The sequence below is a fragment of the Microbacterium pseudoresistens genome (genome assembly GCF_013409745.1).
Classification (GTDB): Bacteria; Actinomycetota; Actinomycetes; order Actinomycetales; family Microbacteriaceae; genus Microbacterium; species Microbacterium pseudoresistens.
In genome coordinates this window covers 2,090,531-2,109,926 of record NZ_JACCBH010000001.1, presented here as the reverse complement: position 1 = coordinate 2,109,926, position 19,396 = coordinate 2,090,531, and the positions used below count along the sequence as shown (strand labels likewise).

At 70.5% G+C, this 19,396-nt stretch carries 17 protein-coding genes; 6 read left to right on the top strand and 11 right to left on the bottom strand.

Annotated elements, in window-relative coordinates; translation table 11 throughout:
• Positions 1-166 precede the first annotated feature (166 nt).
• Complete coding sequence (gene metX, locus BKA02_RS10390) at positions 167-1,375, top strand: homoserine O-acetyltransferase MetX (RefSeq protein ID WP_179433796.1); 1,209 nt, start codon at positions 167-169, stop codon at positions 1,373-1,375.
• A gap of 111 nt (positions 1,376-1,486) precedes the next feature.
• On the opposite strand, the gene BKA02_RS10385 is transcribed toward metX, so the two are convergent.
• The 4 genes from BKA02_RS10385 to BKA02_RS10370 are packed head-to-tail and all read right to left on the bottom strand — an operon-like array spanning position 1,487 to position 4,678.
• On the bottom strand, positions 1,487-2,146 hold the full coding sequence (locus BKA02_RS10385; protein ID WP_179433794.1) for an NUDIX domain-containing protein: 660 nt from the start codon (positions 2,144-2,146) through the stop codon (positions 1,487-1,489).
• Positions 2,143-2,469 carry a thiamine-binding protein gene (locus BKA02_RS10380; RefSeq protein ID WP_179433793.1) on the bottom strand — a complete coding sequence of 109 codons (327 nt, stop codon included), beginning with the start codon at positions 2,467-2,469 and terminating at the stop codon, positions 2,143-2,145. The genes BKA02_RS10385 and BKA02_RS10380 overlap by 4 nt, the downstream gene beginning before the upstream one ends.
• Positions 2,470-2,504: 35 nt before the next feature.
• Entirely contained in the window at positions 2,505-3,761 is a 1,257-nt protein-coding gene (locus tag BKA02_RS10375) for a glycosyltransferase 87 family protein (RefSeq protein WP_343045391.1), read from the bottom strand.
• Positions 3,758-4,678 carry an ADP-dependent NAD(P)H-hydrate dehydratase gene (locus BKA02_RS10370; protein WP_179433791.1) on the bottom strand — a complete coding sequence of 307 codons (921 nt, stop codon included), beginning with the start codon at positions 4,676-4,678 and terminating at the stop codon, positions 3,758-3,760. Before BKA02_RS10370 ends, BKA02_RS10375 begins: the two co-directional genes overlap by 4 nt.
• Before the next feature lie 77 nt (positions 4,679-4,755).
• Here BKA02_RS10370 and BKA02_RS10365 point away from each other — a divergent pair, with 77 nt between their 5' ends.
• Complete coding sequence (locus tag BKA02_RS10365) at positions 4,756-5,826, top strand: oxidoreductase (RefSeq protein ID WP_179433789.1); 1,071 nt, start codon at positions 4,756-4,758, stop codon at positions 5,824-5,826.
• Between the two features lie 15 nt (positions 5,827-5,841).
• On the opposite strand, the gene BKA02_RS10360 is transcribed toward BKA02_RS10365, so the two are convergent.
• The 3 genes from BKA02_RS10360 to guaB1 all read right to left on the bottom strand — a co-directional run bounded on the left by BKA02_RS10360 (position 5,842) and on the right by guaB1 (position 9,813).
• The gene (locus tag BKA02_RS10360) at positions 5,842-6,903 is read right to left on the bottom strand and encodes a hemolysin family protein (protein ID WP_179433787.1); all 1,062 of its coding nucleotides are present in this window, start codon (positions 6,901-6,903) and stop codon (positions 5,842-5,844) included.
• A complete protein-coding gene (locus BKA02_RS10355; RefSeq protein ID WP_179433785.1) occupies positions 6,900-8,222 on the bottom strand; it encodes a hemolysin family protein in 1,323 nt (440 codons plus the stop codon). The genes BKA02_RS10360 and BKA02_RS10355 overlap by 4 nt, the downstream gene beginning before the upstream one ends.
• Before the next feature lie 136 nt (positions 8,223-8,358).
• Positions 8,359-9,813, bottom strand: coding sequence for a GMP reductase (gene guaB1 / locus BKA02_RS10350; protein WP_179433783.1), 1,455 nt, complete (start codon positions 9,811-9,813; stop codon positions 8,359-8,361).
• 155 nt (positions 9,814-9,968) lie between these two features.
• Here guaB1 and BKA02_RS10345 point away from each other — a divergent pair, with 155 nt between their 5' ends.
• Positions 9,969-13,631: a multifunctional oxoglutarate decarboxylase/oxoglutarate dehydrogenase thiamine pyrophosphate-binding subunit/dihydrolipoyllysine-residue succinyltransferase subunit gene (locus BKA02_RS10345; protein ID WP_179433781.1), complete on the top strand. Its 3,663-nt coding sequence runs from the start codon at positions 9,969-9,971 to the stop codon at positions 13,629-13,631.
• A 7-nt stretch (positions 13,632-13,638) separates the two neighbouring features.
• Here BKA02_RS10345 and BKA02_RS10340 read toward each other — a convergent pair whose 3' ends face one another.
• The 3 genes from BKA02_RS10340 to BKA02_RS10330 are packed head-to-tail and all read right to left on the bottom strand — an operon-like array spanning position 13,639 to position 15,913.
• Positions 13,639-14,934: a GNAT family N-acetyltransferase gene (locus BKA02_RS10340; RefSeq protein WP_179433779.1), complete on the bottom strand. Its 1,296-nt coding sequence runs from the start codon at positions 14,932-14,934 to the stop codon at positions 13,639-13,641.
• Between the two features lie 59 nt (positions 14,935-14,993).
• The gene (locus BKA02_RS10335) at positions 14,994-15,239 is read right to left on the bottom strand and encodes a zf-HC2 domain-containing protein (protein WP_179433777.1); all 246 of its coding nucleotides are present in this window, start codon (positions 15,237-15,239) and stop codon (positions 14,994-14,996) included.
• On the bottom strand, positions 15,236-15,913 hold the full coding sequence (locus BKA02_RS10330; protein ID WP_179433775.1) for a sigma-70 family RNA polymerase sigma factor: 678 nt from the start codon (positions 15,911-15,913) through the stop codon (positions 15,236-15,238). Before BKA02_RS10330 ends, BKA02_RS10335 begins: the two co-directional genes overlap by 4 nt.
• A 61-nt stretch (positions 15,914-15,974) precedes the next feature.
• On the opposite strand from BKA02_RS10330, the gene aroA reads away from it, so the two are divergent.
• Genes aroA through bcp form a run of 3 tightly spaced genes read left to right on the top strand, consistent with a single transcriptional unit; the run spans position 15,975 to position 18,902 of the window.
• Positions 15,975-17,327, top strand: a complete 1,353-nt coding sequence (aroA, locus tag BKA02_RS10325; RefSeq protein ID WP_179433773.1) for a 3-phosphoshikimate 1-carboxyvinyltransferase — start codon at positions 15,975-15,977, stop codon at positions 17,325-17,327.
• Complete coding sequence (gene rsgA / locus BKA02_RS10320) at positions 17,324-18,382, top strand: ribosome small subunit-dependent GTPase A (RefSeq protein ID WP_179433771.1); 1,059 nt, start codon at positions 17,324-17,326, stop codon at positions 18,380-18,382. The genes aroA and rsgA overlap by 4 nt, the downstream gene beginning before the upstream one ends.
• Before the next feature lie 46 nt (positions 18,383-18,428).
• Positions 18,429-18,902, top strand: coding sequence for a thioredoxin-dependent thiol peroxidase (gene bcp, locus BKA02_RS10315; protein ID WP_179433769.1), 474 nt, complete (start codon positions 18,429-18,431; stop codon positions 18,900-18,902).
• 10 nt (positions 18,903-18,912) lie between these two features.
• Here bcp and BKA02_RS10310 read toward each other — a convergent pair whose 3' ends face one another.
• Positions 18,913-19,326: a hypothetical protein gene (locus BKA02_RS10310; protein WP_179433767.1), complete on the bottom strand. Its 414-nt coding sequence runs from the start codon at positions 19,324-19,326 to the stop codon at positions 18,913-18,915.
• Positions 19,327-19,396 lie beyond the last annotated feature (70 nt).

The following is a 19,396-nucleotide window of genomic DNA, read 5'->3' as shown; positions in this document are numbered from 1 at the left end:
CTCCTCCTCAGAGAACGGATGCCCCGGACTGCGAGGTCCGGGGCATCCGTTCGTCCGGGCTCCGCTGCACGCCATCGCGATCCGACGCGTTTCACGCAGACTCCTGTGCCCTACCCAGCCCCGTAACGTTTCCCGCGCCGTGGCGACGGCAGGCGAGAATGGAGGCATGGACTGGCAGACGACATCCGAGGACACCGTGCCCTCGGCCCGCGTGACCGACGCGGACGAGCGCCTGCTTCGCGCCAGACCCCCTGCCACGGGTGCGTGGCGCGACGGAGACGCCCCCGGCAACCGCTCCTTCGCCGCGTTCGGCGCTTTCCGCACCGAGGGCGGCGAAGAGCTGCCGGTCATCCGCCTCGCCTTCGAGACCTGGGGCGAATTAAACGCCGCGGGCGACAACGCCGTGCTCGTCCTGCATGCGCTCACCGGCGACAGCCACGTGATCGGCGAGGCCGGCCCCGGGCACCCGACCAGCGGATGGTGGGACGGCATCGTCGGCCCCGGGCAAGCCATCGACACGGATCGCTGGTTCGTCGTCGCCCCCAACATGCTCGGCGGGTGCCAGGGTTCCACAGGACCGGCGAGCATCGCCCCCGACGGCTACGAGTGGGCGTCACGCTTCCCGTACCTCACGGTGCGCGACCAGGTGGCCGCCCACGCTCTCCTGGCCGACGAGCTCGGCATCCACCGCTGGGGTGCCGTGATCGGCGGCTCGATGGGCGGCATGCACGCCCTTGAATGGGCGGTGGAGCATCCCGATCGCGTCGAGCGGCTCGCCATCCTCTCCTCTCCCCCGGTCACCACAGCCGATCAGCTCGCGCTCAACTTCGTGCAGCTGGAGACGGTGCGGATGGACCCCCGCTTCGCGGGCGGCGAGTACTACGACGCCAACATCGGTGAGGGCCCGCACCGCGGACTCGCCCTGGCGCGACGCATGGCGCTGCTGAACTACCGCAGCCCGATCGAGCTCAACCAGCGCTTCCAGCGCTCCTGGCAGTCCGGCGTCTCGCCGCTGGGCAGCGGCGGGCGCTTCGCGGTGGAGAGCTATCTCGACTTCCACGGCAACAAATTCACCCGGCGTTTCGACGCCAACAGCTACGTGACCCTCGTCGAGGCGATGAACTCGCACGACGTGGGGCGCGACCGCGGAGGCGTCGAGGATGCGCTGCGCCGCGTGACGGCGCGCACCCTCGTGCTCGGCATCGACACCGACCGGCTGTTCCCCGTCGACGGGCAGCACCGCATCGCCCGCGGCATCCGCGACACGCTCGACGGCAACGAGGCCGCGGTGCTCGCAAGCGACTTCGGCCACGACGGCTTCCTCATCGAGACCGATGACGTCGGCAGGCACCTTCGCCGCCTGCTCGAGGGCTGATCCCGTCGCGAGTGCACGGCTTCTCGCCGAATGCACGGCTTGTTCCCGCGAATATGCCGCGCATTCGGCGAGATCCCGCACATTCGGCGGCGGGCGGCGGGGACAGCGGGCTCAGTCGCGCACGTACCGCCAGGGTCCGGCGCCGGTCTCCAGCCGGTGGCGCGCACCGACGGCGCCCGGCGAATCCGGATGCTCCTCGTCGCCCTCCCAGAGGAAGACCTGTCCCGCGGAGGTGAGCCCCTTCTCCGCGTGCCGCAGCCGCGTGCGGAACCGGGCGGGCTCCCCTGCGGCGGCGAGCGCCTCGGCGGCTGTCCCGCGCCCCGTGAGCCCGTGCAGGGTCACCCACGTTGGTGGGAAGAGCGACAGGGCGCCCTCGGCATGACGCGCGAGCGCCTCTCCAGGGGTGAGCCAGACGGCGTCGACGACCTCGGCGGCGGCAGAGTGCAGATCGCCCTCGGCATCGGCGGTGAGGAAGAACCAGGTGCGCACGCGTTTGGGCGCCTCCGGCGGCGGACTCCAGCACGACAGCGGCACGAGGTCTCGGATGCGCAGCCCGACCTCCTCCTCGGTTTCGCGAATCGCCGTGCGTCGCGCGATCTCGATCTCCGAAGTCTCCGGCGTCCGATCGGACTCCTCGGCGACCCCGCCGGGGAACACCCATGCCCCGGCGAATGAACCGCGGTCGGGGCGCCGCACGAGCAGCACCTCGACACCGCCCGTCCCGTCGCGCAGGGTCACCGCCGTGCCACCGAGCACGGGATCACCGCTCATTCGCCGGCGTCTTCGATCGCGCGCTCGAGGCGCTCGATCTTGCCGTCGATCTCTCCCGTGCGGCCCGGACGGATGTCAGCCTTGAGCACGAGCGACACGCGCGATCCGAAGGGCTGCACGGCGTCGACCGCGCCCTTGACGACGGCCATCAGCTCATCCCACTCTCCCTCGACCTCCGTGAACATCGAGGTGGTGCGGTGCGGCAGGCCCGACTCGCGCACGACGCGCACCGCGGCGGCCACGGCGTCGTGCACCGAGCCATCGGCGGCGGGAATGGCATCGGCGGGCGCGCCGCTCGGGGCGACGGAGAAGGCGATGAGCATGAGACCTCCAGAGTGGGCGAATCGCGGACGGCGGATCAGGCGGGGCGGCGCGACCGTTGACGCGGCGTGCGCAGCATGGCCCGCACCGCCACGATACCGAGAGCGACGAGCAGCGCGTTGCGGGCGGTGAGGAGCACGATCGGCAGCACCTGGGCGCGCAGTAGCGCGTCGTACGTGATCGGGTACACGGCCAGGGTGAGCAGGCACAGCACGAGCACGAGGGTCACCGCCGTGCCCGCGCGACGCCGGTCGTACAGGATCCACAGGATCACCGGTGCGATCAGCCACACCTGGAACTGCGGCGAGCCGACCTTGTTGCACACGATGAGGGCGACCACGAGCGCGAGGGCCGTCGGCGGCAGCAGCCGCAGCGGATCGGCACCGTCGCGCAGCCGCCGCACGGCCAGGACGCAGAGGGCGAGCACGACGACGACCATGACCGGGGTGAGCAGCGTCGAGACGAGCCCGGCACCGGGGGCGCCGATCTGGAAGGTGAGGATGTCGTAGCTGTAGTCGATGCGCGCGCGGCCTGCGGCGGCCAACCACAGGAACGGCGTGGCGGCGACCGCCTCGATCTGCAGCCCGCGGCTGGTCTGCTCGGTGAGGAACGACAGCAGGAACGGCCCGCCGCCCAGCAGCGCCACCAGCCCGATGACGCCTGCCGTCACCAGCGCGGCGGCCACGAGCATCCGCATCCGGCGGCGCAGCAGCGCGAGGGCGGCCAGCAGCACGGCGCCGGGCCAGATCTTCATCCAGGCGGCTGCCGCCAGCAGCGCCGCGGCGACGGCGGGGCGCGAGATCAGCCAGACGCCGGCCATCACCGCGAGCGGCACGGTGATCGCATCGATCCGGTACATCGCGACCGGTCCGAGCAGCACCAGCGCGGCGAGCCAGAACCACGCCGCGCTCCTGCGGGCGACGCTGCGGCGGCCGCCGGTGAGCAGGAGGAACCCGAGGGCATCGACGAGCGTCACCAGCAGCGCCCACGCCACGAGATACGCCCCGCTCCCGCTCAGCGCCCCGAACAGCGCACTCAGCGGCGCGAGCAGCACGGCGATGCCCTTGGCCAGCAGCATCGGCACCAGCGCGAGGTGCGGATACACCCACGGTTCGGTGATGCCCACGACGGCGCCGCCGGTGACCGCGCTCGTCGACCACGGCTCGTACACCAGCACGACATCGCCCATGGGCTGACCGGGCAGCATCCAGCCGAGCCATGCCACGAGCGCATGCACGAGCACGAACGCCGCCCACAGCGCGATCCTCGGCCGCCGCCGGGCGCGACTCGTCACTCGGGCGCGCTTTCGTCGCGATCGGCGCCGTCGTCGTCCTGCACGTCGTCGAGCACCTCGCCGAGCACCGCGGAAAGGGCATGCGCGACGTCGAGCGCGACGAGCGGATGCCCGCCGCCGAAGGCGCCCGCGGCCCGGTGACCCGCGGCCCGGCGACCGGCGACACCGTGCAGCCAGGCGGCAGCCGCGGCCAGGCGTGGGAGCGGAAGGTCGGGCCGCGCTGCCGAGAGCGCCCCGATGACGCCGGCCAGTACGTCTCCCGTTCCCGCTGTCGCGAGCCAAGGCGTGCCCGCCTCGACGGCGAGGATCTCGCCGTCGGGCTCGGCGACGAGAGTGCGCGCGCCCTTGAGCAGCACGGGATACCCGAGCGCCTGCGTCGTCTCTGCCACCGCCTCGGCACGCGCATCCGGCACGGCGAGATCGTCGGGCGACAGCGCGTCGAGGCGCAGCTGCTCCCGCAGCCGTGCGAACTCGCGCTCATGAGGGGTGACGATCAGCGGCGCCGTCGCGTCCGGCGCGAGCTCGATCGACGCGGCGTCGACGACCACGGGCGCATCCCCCGCGAGGATGCGTCGCAGTCCGCTCTCCTCCTCGAGGCAGCGCCGTCGCCCATCCTGTCCCGAGCCGATCACCCAGGCGTCGACACGGGGCAGCGGATCGGCGTCTTCGGGCAGGGTGACGACCGTCTCGGGACGCCGGGCGAGCACGAGGTCGGCGGCCCGCACGGGACCGATGTACCGCACGAACCCTGCGCCGGCGCGCCATGCGGCCTCGACCCCGAGCACGGCGGCCCCTGGGTAGGCATCCGATCCGGTGCGCAGGCCCACCGTTCCGCGCCGGTACTTGTCGTCATCGGCGAGGGGTGCGCGCAGCGCCTCTCGCGTGTCGGCACGCGTCCACGGGCGAAGCGGGGGCATGACTCCACGCTAGTGCGCGAGCCCTTTTCTCCGGAGGAGCGACGCCGCCCCTCGGAGAGAGCGCTAACGTCGCAGGGGTGAGCCTCTTGTTCGAGCCCGTGTCGGTCCGCGCCGTCCAGATCCGAAACCGCCTGTGGGTATCGCCCATGTGCATGTACAGCGCCGTCGACGGCGTGCCGCAGGAGTGGCACCATACCCATCTCGCCCAGTTCGCCTCCGGCGGCGCCGGCCTCATCGTCGCCGAGGCCAGCGCCGTGGTGCCCGAGGGCCGCATCTCCCCGCGCGACTCCGGACTGTGGAACGACGCCCAGCGCGACGCGTGGGCGCCCATCGTCCGCGCCATCCACGACCGCGGCGCCGCCGCGGGCATCCAGCTCGCCCATGCCGGACGCAAGGCCTCGACGTGGTGGCCGTGGGCATCCGAGCGCGGATCAGTGCCCGCTGCCGAGGGCGGATGGATCACGACGGCACCGTCGGCAGTGGCCTTCGAAGGGTTCGACGAACCGGTCGCTCTCGACACCGCGGGCATCGAGCGGGTCGTGGCGGGTTTCGCCGACGCCGCGCGCCGTGCCGTGGAGGGCGGGTTCGACGTGCTCGAGGTGCACGGCGCGCACGGTTACCTGCTGCACCAGTTCCTCTCCCCGCTGAGCAACCTCCGCAACGACGAGTACGGCGGCTCGCTGGAGAACCGCGCACGCCTGCTGCTGCGCGTCGTCGACGCGGTGCGCGAGGCCGCCGGCCCCGATCGCGCCGTCTTCGTGCGCATCTCGGCCACCGATCACGCAGAGGGCGGATTCTCACCCGACGAGGCGGCGGTCGTCGCCGACCGGGCGATCGAACACGGCGCCGACCTCATCGACGTCTCCAGCGGAGGCCTCGTCGCCCATCAGCGCATCGAGGTGCACCCCGGCTACCAGGTTCCGCTGGCCGCCGCCGTGCGCCGCGGCGGACGCATCCCCGCATCGGCCGTGGGGATCATCACCTCGGGCGCACAGGCCGAGGCCGTGCTGCAGGCGGGTGACGCCGACGCGATCTTCGCGGCCCGCGAATGGCTGCGCGACCCGCATTTCGCCCTGCGCGCGGCCCACGAGCTCGGCGTCGACGTGCCCTACTGGCCCGATCAGTACCTGCGCGCCCGCTGGCGGTGAGCCCGATGCACGGGCTCACCGCCCGTGCCCGCGACGAGTGGCGTCCTGCACCTCCCCGACGAGCTCTTCCAGGATGTCCTCCAGGAACAGCACGGCCGTGGTCTGGCCCGCCCCATCGCGCACCTGGGCGAGGTGACGGCCGGCGCGACGCATGATCGTGAGCGCGTCTTCGAGGTCGGTGTCCTCCTGCACCGGCACCATGTGATGCACGCGCTTGGCAGGAATCGGCTCCGTGAACGACGCCGACCCGTCGGGCCCATCCTCCGAGCGCAGCACGTCTTTCAGGTGCACGTAGCCGGTGGGGCGTCCCTCGGCGTCGACGGTCACGTAGCGGGAGAATCCGTGCTTGGCGACCGCGCGCTCCACGTCTTCGGGCGTGGAGCCCATCGGCAGCGTCACGAGCGAGTCCAGCGGCACGGCGATGTCTCGGGCCTTCTTGTCGGTGAACTCCACGGCCTTGGCCACCGTGCCCGACAGGTCATCGAGCACGCCCTCGCGCCGGGACTGCGTCACGATCGTGGCGACCTCGTCGAGCGTGAAGGTGGAGGCGGCCTCGTCCTTCGGCTCCACGCGGAACAGCCGCACGACGCCATTGGCCGTCGCGTTCAGCGCGCGGATGATCGGGTAGAACACCTTCGAGATCCACACCAGCGGCGTGGCCAGGATCAGCACGGCACGGTCGGGCACCGAGAACGCGAGGTTCTTCGGCACCATCTCGCCGAACACGACGTGCAGGAACGACACGAGCACGAGCGTGATCGCGAAGGCGATCCCGTCCACGGCGGCATCCGCCAGGCCCAGTGCGTGCAGCGGCACGGCCAGCAGGTGGTGGATCGCCGGTTCGGAGACGTTGAGGATGAGCAGCGAGCACACCGTGATGCCCAGCTGCGAGGTCGCCAGCATCAACGTGGCGTGCTCCATCGCGTACAGCGCGGTCTTCGCCGATCGGGAGCCGCGCTCGGCTGCCGGTTCGATCTGCGAGCGGCGCGCCGAGATCACGGCGAACTCCGCCCCCACGAAGAAGGCGTTGGCGATCAGCAGCACGACCAGCCAGACCAGACCTGCCCAGTCGCTCATCGGCCGACCCCCTCATCGTCGACCGCGGCCGGCGCGGGGGTGAAGCGGATGCGGTCGACTCGGCGGCCGTGCATGCGCACGACCCGGAGGGTGCCGCCGTCGAGCAGCACCTCATCGCCGACGGCGGGCACGCGTTCGAGCACGCTCATCACGTATCCGCCGACCGTGTCGTACACATCGCCCTCCGGCACATCGATGCCGGTGCTCTCGCGCAGCTCGTCGGGTCGCAGCTCACCGGGGAAGCTGATGAGCCCGTCACGGTTGCGGATGACGCCGGCGCGACTGCGATCGTGCTCGTCTGCGACCTCGCCGACGATCTCCTCCACGAGGTCCTCGAGCGTGACCACGCCGGCGGTGCCGCCGTACTCGTCGACGACGATGGCCATCTGGTAGCCGCGGTTGCGCAGCTCGGAGATCAGCACGTCCAAGTGCAGCGTCTCGGGCACGCGCAGCGGCTCGGACGAGAGCGCGGCGGCCGGCACGTCGGCGCGGCGGTCGCGCGGCACCGACACGGCGGCCTTGAGGTGCACGACGCCGACGATGTCATCGAGCGAATCGTCGTACACCGGGAAGCGGCTGTGCCCCGTGCGGCGAGCGAGACGGATGACGTCGTCGGCGGAGTCGCCCGCGGCGATGGCGTGCATGCTGGGGCGCGCCGTCATGACGTCATCGGCCGTGAGACGCGAGAAGCGGAGGCTGCGATCCAGGAGCGAGGCGGTGTCGGCTTCGAGCACCCCCGCGCTGGCGGAGCGACGCACGAGCGAGGAGAGCTCCTCGGCCGATCGTGCACCGGAGAGCTCTTCCTTCGGTTCGATCCCCATCGCACGGAGCACGCCGTTGGCGCTGCCGTTGAGCAGGGCCACGGCCGGCCGGAACACCCAGGTGAACGCCGTCTGGAACGGGATCACCAGCTTCGCGGTGGCCACCGGCAGGGCGAGGGCGAAATTCTTCGGCACGAGTTCGCCGATGATCATCGACAGCATCGTGGCGACGAACATCGCCACGATGACGCCGATCGGTGCGACGGCACCGGCAGGAACGCCCCAGCCTCGCAGCACGGGACCGAGCAGGTTCGACAGGGCCGGTTCCATCGTGAATCCGGTCAGCAGCGTCGTGAGGGTGATCCCGAGCTGAGCGGATGAGAGATGCGTCGACGTGATCTTCAACGCGGCGATGGTCATTCCCAGCCGCGTCTCGCCGCGATCGCGACGCGCTTCCAGGTCTGCACGGTCGAGGTTCACCAGAGCGAACTCGCTGGCGACGAACAGACCCGTGCCGATCGTGAGCAGGAGCCCCACGCCGAGCCAGACGTAATCCATCAGGCGTGCACCTCCGCAAGAGCAGAGGCCGGACGGTGGGGCGAGGGACTACAAGAAGGAGGGTCGTCCATGGTGAGGAGATTGTATCCGGATCGGCTGTGAAAGCCCGCGCCGTCGTATCAAAGGCCTCGGACGGTCACCAGCTGACCGGGAGCGCCTTGCCCTCCTCGTATCCCGCCGCGGACTGCAGGCCGACCGTGGCGCGCTCGTGGAACTCGGGAACGCTCGACGCTCCCGCGTAGGTGAACGACGACCGCACGCCGGAGGTGATCATGTCGAGCAGGTCCTCCACACCGGGGCGCAGCGGATCCAGGTAGATCTTCGACGACGAGATGCCCTCGGCGAAAAGCTCCTTGCGGGCGCGATCGTACGCGTCCAGACGGCCGAAGCGCGCCTGGACGGCCTTCGTGGAGGCCATCCCCCACGACTCCTTGAACAGGCGTCCCTCGGCATCGCTCTGCAGTTCGCCGGGGGCCTCGACTGTTCCGGCGAACCAGGATCCGATCATCACGGACGCCGCACCCGCGGCGAGCGCCAGGGCCACGTCGCGGGGGTAGCGCACGCCGCCGTCGGCCCAGACGTGGGCGCCGACCGCACGGGCGGCCTCGGCGGTCTCGAGCACGGCGGAGAACTGCGGGCGGCCCACGGCCGTCATCATACGCGTGGTGCACATGGCGCCGGGGCCGACGCCGACCTTGAGGATCGAGGCGCCCGCGTCGACGAGGTCGCGCACGCCGTCGCCCGTGACGATGTTGCCCGCGACGATGGGCAGGCCGAGCCCGAGCCCCGAGACCGTCTGCAGGGCGCGGAGCATGCCCTCCTGATGCCCGTGGGCAGTGTCGACCACGAGCACGTCGACGCCGGCCGCGGCGAGAGCCTTGGCCTTCGCGGCGACATCGCCGTTGATGCCGACGGCGGCGGCGACGGCGAGCCGCCCGGAGCCGTCCACTGCCGGGCGGTAGAGGGTTGAGCGCAGTGCGCTGCGGGCGGTGAGCGTGCCCACGAGGCGTCCGTGCTGGAGCACGCACATCATCTCGGCGTCGGCGGCGGTGATCGCATCGAACGCGGCGCGGCCGCCCTGGACGTCGTCGGCGTCGAGCGACGGCGAGCTTCCCCGCACGAGGTCGCCGAGTCGTGCATCGGGCAGGGCCGTCGCCAGGCGCGCGGCGGGCAGGGTGCCGATGATCGACTCCGCGTCGATCGACTCGCCCGGCTCGGCGACGACGAAGCCGTGCCCGTCCGTGGCCGGCAGCTGGCGCAGCGCGTCTTCGACGGAGGCCGTCGGCGGCAGCACGATGGGCGTGTCCCAGGCGACCGGCTGACGCTTGACCCAGCGGATCGACTCGTCGAGCTGCTGCAGCGCCATGTCCTGCGGCAGCACGCCGATGCCGCCGCGGCGGGCGAGGGTTGCGGCCAGGCGCGGACCCGTGACCGAGTTCATGTTCGACGCGACGAGCGGGATCGTCGCGGGGGTGCCGTCCTGCGGCGCGAGGTCGACCTGGAGCCGACTGGTCACATCGGAGCGACGGGGCACGAGGAAGACGTCGGAGTACGTCAGGTCGACCATGGGTCGCTCACCGGAGAACTGCATGTCTCCAGGGTACCGGCAGCGGCGTGTCGCAAGGTTCAGAGAGGCCTGAGCACACCCCTGGACACGTTAGGCTTTACCAGTAAAGAACGCCGCACGGAAAAGTTCTCCACAGGCGGCGGAAACCGCACTTCAGCGACGAAAGAGGGCGATCGAGCGTGTCGAGCCAGACGACGGGCGTCGGGACTTCGAATGACGAGGAGTTCGGAGCCAATTCCTGGCTCGTCGACGAGCTCTACGAGCAGTTCAAGGTCGACCGCGACTCCGTGGACAAGGAGTGGTGGCCCATCCTGGAGAAGTACCAGCCCTCGCAGGCCACGACCGCGGCCGGCAAGACCGAGCAGACGCATCCGGTCACCGCCCCCATCCCGGTGATCGGCCAGCAGCCTGTGGCGCGCACCACGGCCAAGCCGGCCTCCTCCGCGCCGATTCCCGCGCAGGCGCCCAGCAAGTCCGAGGACAAACCCAAGCAGGATGCCGGCGAAGACGTGGTGACGCCGTTGCGCGGCATGACCAAGACGCTCGCGGCGAACATGGACGAGTCGCTCACCGTCCCCACCGCGACGAGCGTGCGCACGATCCCCGCCAAGCTCATGATCGACAACCGGATCGTGATCAACAACCACATGGCGCGCACCCGCGGCGGCAAGGTGAGCTTCACGCACCTCATCGGCTGGGCGCTCATCCGCGCGCTCAAGGAGTTCCCGAGCCAGAACGTGTTCTACTCCGAGGTCGACGGCAAGCCCTCCGTCATCGCCCCGGCGCACATCAACCTCGGCATCGCCATCGACCTGCCCAAGCCCGACGGCACCCGCGCCCTGCTCGTGCCCTCGATCAAGCGCGCCGACACGATGACCTTCAACGAGTACCTCGTCGCGTACGAGGACCTCGTGACCCGTGCCAGGAACAACAAGCTCACCGCGACCGACTTCCAGGGCACGACGATCTCGCTGACCAACCCCGGCGGCATCGGCACGGTGCACTCCGTGCCGCGCCTGATGAAGGGCCAGGGCTGCATCATCGGCGCCGGCGCCCTCGAGTATCCGGCCGAGTTCCAGGGATCCAGCCAGACGGCGATCAACGCTCTCGGCGTGGGCAAGACGATCACCCTCACCAGCACCTACGACCACCGTGTCATCCAGGGCGCCGGCTCGGGCGAGTTCCTCAAGAAGGTGCACGAGCTGCTGCTGGGCCAGCGCGACTTCTACGAAGACATCTTCCGCGCGCTGCGCATCCCCTACGCGCCCATACATTGGGCCAGCGACATCGCCGTCGACCTCGCCGAGCGGATCGACAAGGCCGCTCGCGTGCAGGAGCTCATCAACTCCTACCGCGTGCGCGGCCACCTCATGGCAGACATCGATCCGCTGGAGTACGTGCAGCGCTCGCACCCCGACCTCGAGATCGAGAGCCACGGGCTCACCTTCTGGGATCTGGATCGCGAGTTCGTCACGAACGGCTTCGGCGGCAAGCGCACCATGAAGCTGCGCGATGTGCTGGGCGTGCTGCGCGACTCGTACTGCCGCACCCTGGGCGTGGAGTACATGCACATCCCCGACCCGGATCAGCGCCGCTGGTTCCAGGAGAAGCTCGAGGTCAAGTACGTCAAGCCCGGCCACGACGAGCAGCTGCGCGTGCTGAACAAGCTCAACGAGGCCGAGGCGTTCGAGACGTTCCTGCAGACGAAGTACGTCGGCCAGAAGCGCTTCTCGCTCGAGGGCGGCGAATCGCTCATCCCGCTGCTCGATGAGATCCTGCAGGGGGCGGCGACCGCGGGTCTGGAGGGCGCCGCGATCGGCATGGCCCACCGCGGCCGGCTCAACGTGCTCACCAACATCGCCGGCAAGACGTACGGACAGGTGTTCCGCGAGTTCGAGGGCACGGCGACGCCGGGCAACCAGCGCGGGTCGGGCGACGTGAAGTACCACCTCGGCACCGAGGGCACCTTCGTCGCCGACGACGGATCCGAGCTGCCGGTGTACCTCGCGGCCAACCCGTCGCATCTGGAGACGGTCGACGGCGTGCTGGAGGGCATCGTCCGCGCCAAGCAGGACCGCAAGCCCATCGGCACCTTCACCTGGCTGCCGGTGCTCGTGCACGGCGACGCTGCCTTCGCCGGTCAGGGCGTCGTCGTCGAGACGCTGCAGATGTCGCAGCTGCGCGGCTATCGCACCGGCGGCACCGTGCACGTCGTCGTGAACAACCAGGTGGGCTTCACCACCCTCCCCAACGACTCGCGCACCTCGGTGTACGCCACCGATGTGGCCAAGACGATCCAGGCCCCGGTGCTGCACGTCAACGGCGACGACCCGGAGGCCGTCATCCACGTGGCCCAGCTCGCGTTCGAGTACCGTGAACGGTTCCACAGCGACATCGTCATCGATCTCGTCTGCTACCGGCGACGCGGCCACAACGAGGGCGACGACCCCTCGATGACGCAGCCGCTGATGACCGACCTCATCCAGGCCAAGCGCTCGGTGCGCAGTCTCTACACCGAGTCGCTCGTCGGCCGCGGCGACATCACGCAGGACGAGTACGACCAGGCCAAGGCCGACTTCCAGAACCGTCTGGAGATCGCCTTCGCCGAGACACACGCCGCCGAGACCGGCGTCACCCCGATCGCTCCCGAGGCCAGCACGACCGACGAGCAGGTCGGCGCGCCGGACGAGACCGGCGTTCCGCAGGAGGTCATCACCCTCGTCGGCGAGGCGCACGCGAACAAGCCCGAGGGCTTCACCGTGCACCCCAAGCTCCAGCAGCAGCTGGACAAGCGCGTGGAGATGACGCGCAGCGGCGGGATCGACTGGGGCTTCGGCGAGCTTCTCGCCTTCGGATCGCTACTGATCGAGGGCACCCCGGTGCGTCTGGCCGGCCAGGACTCCCGACGGGGCACGTTCGTGCAGCGCCACGCCGTGCTGCACGATCGCGCCAACGGCCAGGAATGGCTGCCGTTGACGAACCTCTCCGACGGCCAGGCGCGCTTCTTCGTGTACGACTCGCTGCTCAGCGAGTACGCGGCGCTCGGATTCGAATACGGCTACTCCGTGGAGTCACCCGAGTCGCTCGTGCTCTGGGAGGCGCAGTTCGGCGACTTCGCCAACGGCGCCCAGTCGGTCGTCGACGAGTACATCTCGGCGGCCGAGCAGAAGTGGGGCCAGCACTCCAGCGTCGTCCTCCTCCTGCCGCACGGCTACGAGGGCCAGGGACCGGATCACTCCTCGGGACGCATCGAGCGCTTCATGCAGCTGTGCGCACAGGACAACATGATCATCGCGCGTCCGTCGACGCCGGCGTCGTACTTCCACCTGCTCCGCCGCCAGGCCTACGCGCGACCCCGCAAGCCGCTCGTGGTGTTCACCCCCAAGGCCATGCTGCGCCTGCGCGGTGCGACGAGCCCGGTCGAGGACTTCACGCAGGGCCGCTTCGAGCCCGTGCTCGACGACGACCGCTCACTGGATCGCGCGGCCGTGAAGCGCGTGATCTTCCACTCGGGCAAGGTGCACTGGGATCTGCGCGCCGAACTCGAGAAGAACCCGAACCCCGGGATCGCGCTCGTACGCGTGGAGCAGCTCTACCCCACCCCGCTGACCGAGCTGAAGGCCGTCGCCGACACCTACCCGAACGCCGAGATCGTGTGGGTGCAGGAGGAGCCGGAGAACCAGGGCGCATGGCCCTCGCTCGCCCTCACCTTCCTCACCGTGGAAGGCGCCCGACAGGTGCGCCCCATCACGCGGGCGGCATCGGCGGCACCCTCGACCGGGTCGTCGAAGGTGCACGCCGCCGAGCAGGCCGACCTGATGAAGCGCGCGCTGACGCTCTAGCTCCCCGTCAGTACCAGATTCCGAGGAGCGGGGCATCGGCGGCGCGGAACGCGTCGTCGATCGCCGCGGCGATCTCGGCGGAGGCGTTCAACCGGCCCGCGGCGCGCAGGCGCACGGCGCTGACCCCTCCGACGTAGAGCGCCGAGAGCGTCGCGACATCCAGTGACACGTCGGCGGGCCCATCCGTCTCCACGGTCGACGCCTGGCCGCCGTCGACCGTGAGCCGCCAGGTTCCCGTGGCGAACCCGAGCGGGTCGTCCACCGCGACGACCGCATCCAGCGGCGCACGATATGTGCGCGCCGCCAGCGCCGCCGGAACGTCGAGGATGCGCAGCCACCCGTGATCGTGCACGGAGACCTGCACGGCGCGCTGGTCGGCGACGAGCCAGGGCAACGGATCATCGACCGGGCGAAGGTCTGCACGGGCGCGCACCACGAGGTCGTGCTGCACGACGAAGCGCCACAGGGCGCGGAGTGCCCCGTCGGTCTCGGCGATGAGTGCGCGCACCTTCAGCTCGGAGCGGAAGGCGTCGGGAACCTCCGACAGCGTGTACGCCAGCGCTCCTCGGACCTCGCCGTCGGCGTCGAGGTAGTGCACGCCGCGCACGGAGGCCCGCTCCTTGTCGCTCTCGAAGACTCCGGCCGCACGCTTCCAGCGACCGGCCCATCCGGCGATCTGCCCGGCACGCGCCGTGCGGGTGCGCTCGTGGAGCCGGCCGAGATCATCGGCGAGCGTCTCGCGGTCGCAGAAGAGCACTCGCCCCTCGTCGGTGCGCGCGCTGTCGGCCCAGCCGGCGCGCACGGTGTCGACGGTCACCGATGCCACGGGCACGGCGGAGGCGAAGCCGTACCGGCCGTAGATCGTCGCCTCCGAGACGGTGAGCCCGGCGATCGCCAGCCCCGCGTCGGAAGCGGCGCGCAGCTCGCCCTCGAGGAGGTTGCGTGCGATACCGCGGCGCCGATGCGTACCGGCGACGGTCACCGAGCTGATCGCCCACATCGGGATCTCGCCGCCGGGGACCGTGAGCGGAGTGATCCACCCGTTCACCGTGGCGATGGGCCACGTGCCGGCCGTCTCATCGAAGACGCCGACGTTGCGTCGCTCCGAGAACCCCGGGCGCATCTCGGCGATCGACTTCTCCGTCGGATCCTCGTCGAGGAAACCGCGCGAATCCGCGCGGAGAAACCCTTCGGCGTCGGCATCATCGCTCATGTCGATGACGCGGTAGACGAGTGCGGACTCGGCGAGTCTCTGCCGGGAGGTCGGGTCGACGGGAACGGCAAGCGCGTCGGAGGCGGTCATCCCTCCACCCTAAGGGGCGCCTCGCTCGCGCCGCACGGAGGGCGCCGGAGGGGCCGACGTCAGTGGGTACCGGACTGCACGGCCCGCAGCCGTGCGATCACCTGGTCGCGCAGCTCCTCCGGAGCGGTCTCCTTGCACGCCCGCGCGACGACTTCGGTGAGGGTCGTGGCCACGTGCGCCTCATCGCGGCATCCGGGGCAGTTCTCCAGGTGCGCCCGGATATCCGCATGCTCGGTCTTGCAGATCTCGTTGCGGAGGTACTCCTCCAGATCGCGCCTGGCCTTGTCGCAGCCGCAGTCGCTCATGTCGTGCTCCTCGTGCCGGCCGCGGCGATCCCACGCTCCGCGGCGTAATCTGCCAGCAGCTCCCGCAGCATCCGCCTGCCACGATGCAGACGGCTCATCACGGTGCCGATGGGGGTCTTCATGATGTCGGCGATCTCCTGGTACGCGAATCCCTCGACGTCGGCGAAGTAGACCGCCAGGCGGAAGTCCTCAGGTACCTGTTGCAGCGCGTCCTTGACGACAGATGCGGGCATGCGATCGATCGCCTCGGCCTCGGCCGAGCGGCGGTGCGTGGCCGTGGTCGACTCGGCGCCGCCGAGCTGCCAGTCCTCGAGCTCGTCGATCGTTCCCTGGTAGGGCTCGCGCTGCTTCTTGCGGTAGCTGTTGATGTAGGTGTTCGTGAGGATGCGGTACAGCCACGCCTTGAGGTTGGTGCCCTGCGTGAAACTCGCCCACGACGCGAACGCCTTGACGAATGTCTCCTGCACCAGATCGGCGGCATCGGCCGGATTGCGCGTCATGCGCATCGCGGCGGCGTAGAGCTGATCCATGAACGGGATGGCCTGCTGCTCGAACTCCCGGCGCGCGGAATCGCCCTCCGCGTGCGCGGCGGCGTCCTGCGATGCGTCATCTTCCATCGCCCGCCAGTCTAGGCTGTCGAGGGCGACCGACACCGGCTCGAGAGTCGCGATCATGTCCGCCCTTCCTGTTTCGGGTGCTCTTCCCGTGCGGAGCGCTTCAGTAGGCTAGAAACCGATGAGCGACCACAGGTATTCCCGGCACGACGCCCCGACGGGCCGCTACGTCGCGCCGTCGGCCGACAACCCCCTCACTGCGACGCTGACGATTCCCGGCTCGAAGTCGCTGACCAACCGCGAACTGGTGCTCGCCTCGATCGCCGACGGCCCGGGCCGCCTCGTCGCCCCGCTGCACTCCGACGACTCGCGACGCATGGTCGAGGCCCTTCAGGCGCTGGGCACCGGGATCGCCGAGGTCGAGGGCGAGGGCGAGTTCGGTCCCGATCTCGTCGTGACCCCCGCCCCGTTCCGCGCGGGCGTGACCGTGGACTGCGGGCAGGCGGGAACGGTGATGCGCTTCGTCGCGCCCCTGGCGGGCCTTGCCGAAGGCGATGTAATGCTCACGGCGCACGAGAGCGCACTGCACCGCCCCATGGGCGCCATGATCCACGCGCTGCGCGACCTGGGCGTCGACGTCGACGACGAGGGCAGCTGGTCGTTGCCGTTCACCATCCGAGGTCACGGCCGGATCCGCGGCGGCCGCGTCGAGATCGACGCCTCCGAGTCCAGCCAGTTCGTCTCCGGCCTGCTGCTGGCGGCTCCCCGCTTCGACGTGGGCCTGCACCTCGTGCACACCGGTGACCGGCTGCCGAGCATGCCGCACATCGACATGACCGTCGAGGCGCTGCATCGCCGCGGCATCCGCGTCGAGCGCCCCGCCACGGGCGAATGGCTCGTCGAAGCGGGCGCGCCCCGCGCGAAGGAACTGCCGATCGAGCCCGACCTCTCCAACGCCGCGCCGTTCCTCGCCGCGGCCCTCGTCACCGGCGGAGAGATCACCGTGCACGGCTGGCCGCCGCACTCCACCCAGCCCGGCGGTCTGCTGCCCGAGCTGCTCACCCTGCTGGGCGCGCACACCTCGCGACAGGCGGGCGCGCTCACCGTGCGCGGCGGCGGACGCATCCGCGGCGGCTCGCTCGACCTGTCGGCGGCGGGCGAGCTCGCGCCGACCTTCGTGGGACTGGCGGCGTTCGCCGACGAGCCCACGACGATCCACGGCATCGGTCACATCCGCGGGCACGAGACCGACCGCATCGCCGCCCTCATCGCGAACCTGCGCGCGCTCGGCGGCGAGATCGAGGAGCTTCCGGATGGCGTGCGGATCACTCCCACCGCTCTGCACGGCGGCGACTGGGCCTCGTTCCACGACCACCGGATGGCGACGACGGGTGCGCTGATCGGCCTCGCCGTCGAAGGAGTCGTGATCGACGACATCGGCACGACGGCCAAGACGCTGCCGGAGTTCGCCCGGCTGTGGGAGCAGATGCTGGCCGCCGACGAACCGGTGCCGGTCGGAGGCGCCTCCGCGTGAGCTGGTTGGGCGACGACGACGACGCAGAGCTCGACGAACTCGACGAGTACGACGAGACGCTCATCCGCGTGCGTCCCAATCCGAAGGCGAACCGCCCCCGCACGAAACGGCGCCCCTCGCACGACGACGCCGAACTCGGCCGAGTGCTCGGCGTCGATCGCGGCCGGTACGCCGTGCTGCTCGACGAGGACGGTGACGACGAGCGCACCGTGACGGCGGCCAGGGCGCGAGAGCTGCGGCGCACGCCCATCGTCACGGGCGATCGGGCCCGCGTCGTCGGCGACACCTCCGGCGACGAGGGCACGCTCGGGCGGATCGTGGGAATCGCCGATCGCACCTCGTTGCTGCGCCGCAGCGCCGACGACACCGACCAGGTCGAGCGCGTGATCGTAGCCAACGCCGATCAGATGCTGGTGGTCGTCGCCGCGGCCGATCCCGAGCCGCGCGCACGCCTGGTCGACCGCTACCTCGTCGCCGCGCTGGACGCCGGTATCCAGCCGCTGCTCGTGGTCACCAAGACCGACCTCGCGGATCCCTCTGCGTTCCTGCACCATTTCGACGGCCTCGACCTGCGCATCTTCACCAGCGCGCGTGGCGAGATGCCGGTCGACGAGATCGGGGCGGCGCTCGTGGGCCACTCCACGGTGTTCGTCGGGCATTCCGGCGTGGGCAAGTCGACCCTGGTGAACGCGCTGGTGCCCACAGCGGGTCGGGCCACCGGGCACGTGAACGAGGTGACCGGTCGCGGGCGGCACACCTCGTCGTCGACCGTGTCGCTGCGCTACCGCTCTCCCGCGGGCGGATCGGGCTGGGTGATCGACACCCCCGGCGTGCGCTCGTTCGGACTTGGGCACGTGGATCCGGCCCACATCCTCTCCGCGTTCACCGAGCTCGCCGAGATCGCCGAGCAATGCCCGCGCGGATGCACCCACCTGCCCGATGCCGAGGACTGCGCGCTGAACCTCGCCGCGGAAGGCGGAGAGCTCGGCGAGGCGGGGCGAGCGCGCCTCGACTCCCTGCAGCGGCTGCTGGCCACCTTCGGCGACCGGCGCTGATCACGGGCGACGCAGACCGTCTCGGCCGCGACGATAGGCTGGAGCCGTGACTACGCGCCTCGAAACCGGTACCCCCGCCCCCGCCTTCACCCTTCGGGATCAGGACGACTCGCCCGTCTCGCTGGGCGATCTGCGCGGGCAGAAGGTCGTGCTGTATTTCTATCCGGCAGCGATGACCCCGGGATGCACGACGCAGGCGTGCGACTTCCGCGACAGCATCTCCTCACTGCAGGGCGCCGGATACACCGTCGTCGGCATCTCGCGCGACGAGCCGGCGAAGCTCGCCGCGTTCCGCGAGCGCGACGGGCTCACGTTCACCCTGCTGAGCGACCCTGACCACGCCGTGCACGACGCCTACGGCGTGTGGGGCGAGAAGAAGAACTACGGCAAGATCATCCAGGGCGTCATCCGCTCGACCTTCGTGCTCGACGAAGAGGGCACGATCACCGAGGCGCTGTACAACGTCAAGGCCACCGGCCACGTGGCGCGGTTGCGCAAACTCCTCGGCATCGACTCCTGAGCGGATCCGCTCAGAGCCTGCCGTCGGCCTCCGCATCCGAGGCGCTGCGCGCATCGAGACCCGCGCGGCGCGACAGCAGGAAGATCAGTACGATCCCCAGCGCGCAGGGCACGCCGAGACCCACGACGAACAGCGTCGGGAACGGCTGCGCCGACATCCCGCTCAGCGCCGTCGCCACCCCGAGGATCTGCAGCACCATTCCGCCGGAGCGAGCCCAGGAGCGCCCGCGGAGCACGCCGACGGCGAGCAGTAGAAGCCCCGCCCCGCCGATGACGGTGAGCCCGATCAGCGCCAGGGCCGTGGGGAGTTCGGCGGCTTCGCCCGCACCGAGTCGGATGCCCTCCACGAGCGCGACGATGAGCAGCGCGATGCCTTCGAGCGCGAGCAGCGCGGCGGTGGCCGTGGTCAGTCTCGAGACGCGCATGACTCTCCTGAGGCGAGGGATCCCGCGACGAGGCGCAGAAAACCCTTGATTGTGAACAGTGCATAGACGA

What these genes read in the sequence shown, in the direction of transcription:
- metX (WP_179433796.1), top strand. Translation starts at nt 167, where the DNA reads ATGGACTGGCAGACGACATCCGAGGACACCGTGCCCTCGGCCCGCGTG.
- BKA02_RS10385 (WP_179433794.1), bottom strand. Translation starts at nt 2,146, where the DNA reads ATGAGCGGTGATCCCGTGCTCGGTGGCACGGCGGTGACCCTGCGCGAC.
- BKA02_RS10380 (WP_179433793.1), bottom strand. Translation starts at nt 2,469, where the DNA reads ATGCTCATCGCCTTCTCCGTCGCCCCGAGCGGCGCGCCCGCCGATGCC.
- BKA02_RS10370 (WP_179433791.1), bottom strand. Translation starts at nt 4,678, where the DNA reads ATGCCCCCGCTTCGCCCGTGGACGCGTGCCGACACGCGAGAGGCGCTG.
- BKA02_RS10360 (WP_179433787.1), bottom strand. Translation starts at nt 6,903, where the DNA reads ATGAGCGACTGGGCAGGTCTGGTCTGGCTGGTCGTGCTGCTGATCGCC.
- BKA02_RS10355 (WP_179433785.1), bottom strand. Translation starts at nt 8,222, where the DNA reads ATGGATTACGTCTGGCTCGGCGTGGGGCTCCTGCTCACGATCGGCACG.
- guaB1 (WP_179433783.1), bottom strand. Translation starts at nt 9,813, where the DNA reads ATGCAGTTCTCCGGTGAGCGACCCATGGTCGACCTGACGTACTCCGAC.
- BKA02_RS10340 (WP_179433779.1), bottom strand. Translation starts at nt 14,934, where the DNA reads ATGACCGCCTCCGACGCGCTTGCCGTTCCCGTCGACCCGACCTCCCGG.
- BKA02_RS10335 (WP_179433777.1), bottom strand. Translation starts at nt 15,239, where the DNA reads ATGAGCGACTGCGGCTGCGACAAGGCCAGGCGCGATCTGGAGGAGTAC.
- BKA02_RS10330 (WP_179433775.1), bottom strand. Translation starts at nt 15,913, where the DNA reads ATGATCGCGACTCTCGAGCCGGTGTCGGTCGCCCTCGACAGCCTAGAC.
- aroA (WP_179433773.1), top strand. Translation starts at nt 15,975, where the DNA reads ATGAGCGACCACAGGTATTCCCGGCACGACGCCCCGACGGGCCGCTAC.
- BKA02_RS10310 (WP_179433767.1), bottom strand. Translation starts at nt 19,326, where the DNA reads ATGCGCGTCTCGAGACTGACCACGGCCACCGCCGCGCTGCTCGCGCTC.